Origin of the sequence: Nocardia sp. NBC_01503, from assembly GCF_036327755.1 — a bacterium.
Lineage (GTDB): Bacteria > Actinomycetota > Actinomycetes > Mycobacteriales > Mycobacteriaceae > Nocardia.
Genome location: NZ_CP109596.1, coordinates 3,381,659 through 3,386,504, shown reverse-complemented (window position 1 = coordinate 3,386,504; position 4,846 = coordinate 3,381,659). Strand labels below are relative to the sequence as shown.

The following is a 4,846-nucleotide window of genomic DNA, read 5'->3' as shown; positions in this document are numbered from 1 at the left end:
CCCAAACCTCGCTTCTGGAACACCACAGCGCTCCCCACCGAAAACCCGAACAGGACGCCACACCAGCCATGGGTGGCGTCCGATGCTCGGGGCTCACTTCACGTATTTTTGAGATCCTCTGGGCTATCTACCCAGTCGACCGAAGTTGTTACATGGGCGTACGAACGTCCAAAGGTCTACCGACCGCTATTGGTACAAAGCTGTTGAGCACCCGAACCAATCTACCGGCAGCTGGCAACCCATTACGAAGAAGCACCATAGCTCTGCGCTATCACCGCATTTCGCGGTCTCAGCCAGTGATATGCGTCCTGTCCCGGGCAGGGTCGTACAGGTGCGACTGGGCGCAATCCACCGATTTCGCCAGTGCCCGGCCGACCAGAATCACCGCCGCCTGACGCAGGTTCGCGGCCTCCACCCGGTCCGCGATATCGGCGAGGGTGCCTCGCAGGACCTGTTGTTCGGGCTGACTGGCCCGGTAGACAACGGCAACCGGACACTCCGCGCCATACTCCGGGACGAGCTCCTGCGCGAGGGTTCGGATGCGAGTGATAGCCAGATGCAATATGAGGGTCGCGCGGGTGCGCGCGAAGTTGGCCAGGGCCTCGGATTCGGGTATGGCGGTCGAGCGCGCCTGTGTGCGCGTCAACACCACGGACTGGGTGAGCTCGGGGACCGTCAGCTCGGTGCCCAGCAGGGCGGCCGCGGCGGCGTAGGCGGGCACACCGGGGGTGACATCCCACGGGACACCGGCGGCGTCGAGCCTGCGGGTCTGCTCGGACAGGGCCGAGTATATGGACGGATCACCCGAACACAGGCGCGCTACGTCCCGGCCCTGGTTCGTGGCCCGCACGCAGTGCTCGATGATCTGATCCAGATCCAGGCCCTGGGTGTCGATGAGTTCGGCGTCGGGCGCGCAGTGCGCCAGCACCTCGGGGTCCAGATACGTCCCGGCGTAGAGGCAGACCGGTGACTCGCGCAGCAGACCCACCGCGCGCACGGTCAACAGGTCCGCCGCCCCGGGTCCGGCCCCGATGAAGTGCACAGTCATGCGGCCGAGTCTGGCACAGGCGAATCGATCAGATAGCGCCGCGCTCGCGGGCGCGGGCCACCGCGGAGGTACGGGACTTCACCCCGAGCTTGGCGTAGATGTGCACCAGATGGGATTTGACGGTGGTCTCGCTCAGGAACAGGCGGCGGCCGATCTCTCGATTGGAGTGCCCGTCGGCGACCAGGCGCAGCACCTCGATCTCACGGGGACTCAGCGTGGTGTCCGGTTTACGGACGCGGGTCATCAGGCGCGAGGCCACCGACGGGGACAGCACGCTCTCGCCCTCGGCGGCCGAGCGGACCGCGGCGAGCAGCTCCGAGGGCGGGGTGTCCTTCAAGATGTAGCCGACCGCGCCCGCCTCGATCGCGCCGAGGATATCGGCGTCGGTGTCATAGTTGGTGACCACCAGCACATTCGGCGGATCGGGCAGTTCGCGCAGCGCGGCGGTGGCATCGGCACCGGACTTGCCCGGACCGAAGCGCAGATCCATCAGCACCAGATCCACCCGGGTGGTGGAGCAGAACGCCACGGCCTCCTCGGCGGTGGCGACCTCGCCGACCACCTCGATATCGCCGCCCGAATCACTCTCCACCACACCGGAATCCAGTAGGGCGCGCAGGCCCGCGCGAACGATGGCGTGATCGTCGGCGAGCAGGATGCGGATCATTTCTCCTCCAGCGGATGTCACTGCTGCTCCACGGGGAACGAGACGGTGACGGCGGTATGCCCGGGCTCGGACTCCACACTCATGGTGCCGCCCTGCTGCTCGACTCGATTGCGCATGGCATTGAGACCGAAACTGCCCGAAGGGGATTCGGCCAGCACCTCGGGCGCGATACCGATGCCGTCGTCGACCACATCCAGGTGGACGGCGTCCCCGGCGTAGGTCAGGGTGACGCGCATACGCTGAGCCTGCGCGTGCCGCACCACATTCGAGACCGCGCCCTGGGTGATGCGCACCAGGGCGGCCTCGATCGGCATGGGCAGGGCGTGCGGTTCACCCTCCACCAGCACCTGGGCGTCGAGTCCGGGCGCGGTGGCGCGCTGGGTGATTCGGGTGAGCGCGCCCGCGAGCGATTGACCCTCGAGCGCGGCGGGCGTGAGTTCGGCTATGAGATGGCGGGTTTCGACCAGACTGTCGGCGGCGGTCTCGCGGGCGAGGCGAATCTTGGCCAGCGCCGGGTGATCCGGGGCCGCGCGCTCCACGGCGTGCAGCAGGAGTTGAATGCTGCTCAGGCCCTGGGCGACCGTATCGTGGATCTCCTGCGCCAGGCGCTCACGCTCGGCCATCTTGCCCGCGGTGCGCTCCTGCTCCGCGAGAGTGTTTCTGGTGGCGAGCAATTCGTCGATCAACTGCTGCCGATCGGCGGCCTCGCGGAAGAGCGCCTCGTAGCCCAGGCCGATGCCCACCGCCACCAGCGCGCCCAGCAGCGGACCGATAATGCCGCCGAAGGTCCAGCCGCGATGCAGTGCGAAGCCGACCACCGAGACCGCCGTGGTGACGGTGACCGCGATCAGACCCCAATTACGCGGCAGCAGATGCAGATACAGGAAGAACAATCCGAAGACGAGGTAGACGGCCTCGGGGACGAAGGCCACCAGCACCAGCCACAGCACCGTCAGCGCGAGCAGCCACACCCGCGCGGCCAGCAATCGGCGGCGGAACAGGCCACCGGCGAAGTACACCCCGAGGAAGGCCCCGGACAGCACCACCACGACATAGGGATGGGAATCGGCGATGATCGCTCGCGCCGCGACCACCGCCGTCAACGCCACCACCAGCACGTGCAGGCCGAGCTGCACGGCGGACAGGACGGGGGTCAGCGGCGATCGATGCACGCCGACCAGCTTATGCCGGGCAACCCGTGCGGCATCCATCGAAAGTAGGAAACGCCGCACCTCCATCGGCAGGGGCCGGATTCGTTCGGCGGCGCGATGGAATCACCGGTGTTTCACACCAGAGTGGAGTCATGTTCGTAGCACTCCGAGATCTGCGGGCCGCCCGCGGCCGCTTCCTGCTCATCGCCCTGGTGGTGACGATGGTCGCACTGCTCGTCAGCTTCCTGAGCGGCCTGACCGCCGGGCTGGCGCACCAGAACATCTCCGCCATCCAATCCCTGCGAACCAGCACCGTGGTGTTCGCCGACACCGGGTCGTCCGCATCGTTCGACTCCTCGACCCTGAGTGCGGAGCAGGTGCGGGCCTGGCAGCAGGCCGGCGGTTCCACCGGCACCGTCGACCCGATCGGCATCAGCCGGGCCCGAGCCACCCACGATGGGGCCGCCCCCACCCAGGTCGCACTGTTCGGGGTCGAGGGAACCCCGTTCGGCAATCGCACGGCAACCGAGAACGGTCAGGTGGTGCTCTCCGAGGCCGCCGCCAAGAACCTCGAGGCCGGAGCGGGTGACACCGTCGCGCTGGGCAGTGGGAACTTCACCGTCAAGAGTGTGACCGCGGACGACTGGTACGCGCACACACCGGTGGTGTGGATGACGCTCTCGGATTGGCAGACGCTCAATCCGCGATCCGGAGCCGCCACCATTATCGCGGTCTCGGGCGTCAGCGATCAGTCCGCGACCAACTCGGCCGCACACACCACCACGACCTCTTCGAAGGATTCGCTGTCGGCCATGAGCTCGTACAAGGCCGAGAACGGGTCACTGACGCTCATGACCGCCATGCTCTTCGCGATCTCGGCACTGGTGATCGGCGCGTTCTTCACGGTGTGGACCGTGCAGCGGGCGCCGGATATCGCGACACTGAAAGCCCTTGGGGCAACTACCGGTTCGCTGGTCCGCGACGCGCTCGGCCAAGCCCTGGTGGTACTGGTCGCCGGTGTCGGCATCGGCGTCGGGCTCACCGCGCTGGCGGGCACGTTCATGGGCGATGCGGTGCCTTTCGTACTCAGCGTGAGCACCACGCTCTTCCCCGCCGCCGCCCTGATCCTGCTCGGTCTGCTCGGTGCGGCCTTCGCCCTGCGCTTCCTCGTCACCACCGATCCGCTCAACGCCCTCAACCAGGTGCGCTGAATCAGCTTGTCTCCCAGGAGTTCCGCGATGACCAACGCACTCACAATCACCGATCTCATGCTCACTTTTCCGGACGGCAACGAGCGGATCACCGCACTGAACCACATCGACCTGTCGGTGCGGGGTGGCGAGATCGCGGCGATCACCGGTCCTTCCGGTTCGGGCAAGTCCACGCTGCTGGCCGCGGCCTCCACCATGATCCGCCCCGATTCCGGCCGGATCGAACTCGAAACCGACAGCGGTACAGTCGATCTCGCGAATCTCGGCCGCCGTGAAGCCACCACGCTGCGCCGCGAATCCATCGGGATCGTCTTCCAGCAGGCCAATCTGGTGCCCGCGCTGACCGCGTTGGAGCAGCTCGAGGCCATGGTCCACCTGGGGCAGACCTGGTTCGTCTCCCCCGCCCGACGCCGCGCGGCCCGCGCACACGCCCGCGAACTGCTCGACGCGGTGGGATTGGCCGAGCATGAGAACAAGCGTCCGGGTCAGCTCTCCGGCGGTCAGCGGCAGCGGGTGAATATCGCCCGCGCCCTCATGAACGATCCATCGCTACTGGTGATCGACGAACCCACCAGCGCTTTGGATCAGGAACGCGGCGCGGCCATTATCGAACTCATCGTGCGCATCGCCCGCGAACACCAGGCCGCCACCCTGCTCGTCACCCACGACCTGGCGCACCTGCATCAGATGGACACCGTTTACCGCATGGTCGACGGCACCCTGACCTTGGAGTCCGAAAACCGCGCGGCCCACGCGGTCTGACAGGATC

Annotated in this window: 5 protein-coding genes; 2 read left to right on the top strand and 3 right to left on the bottom strand. The window is 67.0% G+C overall.

What is annotated here, in order from left to right:
- Positions 1-289 precede the first annotated feature (289 nt).
- From cobM to OHB26_RS15210, 3 genes are read right to left on the bottom strand one after another with little or no spacing between them, the layout of a single operon-like run.
- On the bottom strand, positions 290-1,048 hold the full coding sequence (gene cobM / locus OHB26_RS15220; RefSeq protein ID WP_330184813.1) for a precorrin-4 C(11)-methyltransferase: 759 nt from the start codon (positions 1,046-1,048) through the stop codon (positions 290-292).
- A 28-nt stretch (positions 1,049-1,076) separates the two neighbouring features.
- Entirely contained in the window at positions 1,077-1,715 is a 639-nt protein-coding gene (locus OHB26_RS15215) for a response regulator transcription factor (RefSeq protein ID WP_330184812.1), read from the bottom strand.
- A gap of 17 nt (positions 1,716-1,732) precedes the next feature.
- Positions 1,733-2,926, bottom strand: a complete 1,194-nt coding sequence (locus tag OHB26_RS15210) for a sensor histidine kinase (RefSeq protein WP_442942948.1) — start codon at positions 2,924-2,926, stop codon at positions 1,733-1,735.
- A 92-nt stretch (positions 2,927-3,018) separates the two neighbouring features.
- On the opposite strand from OHB26_RS15210, the gene OHB26_RS15205 reads away from it, so the two are divergent.
- Entirely contained in the window at positions 3,019-4,077 is a 1,059-nt protein-coding gene (locus OHB26_RS15205; protein ID WP_330184811.1) for an ABC transporter permease, read from the top strand.
- Positions 4,078-4,104: 27 nt separating this feature from the next.
- Positions 4,105-4,839 carry an ABC transporter ATP-binding protein gene (locus tag OHB26_RS15200; protein WP_330184810.1) on the top strand — a complete coding sequence of 245 codons (735 nt, stop codon included), beginning with the start codon at positions 4,105-4,107 and terminating at the stop codon, positions 4,837-4,839.
- The last annotated feature ends 7 nt before the right edge of the window (positions 4,840-4,846 follow it).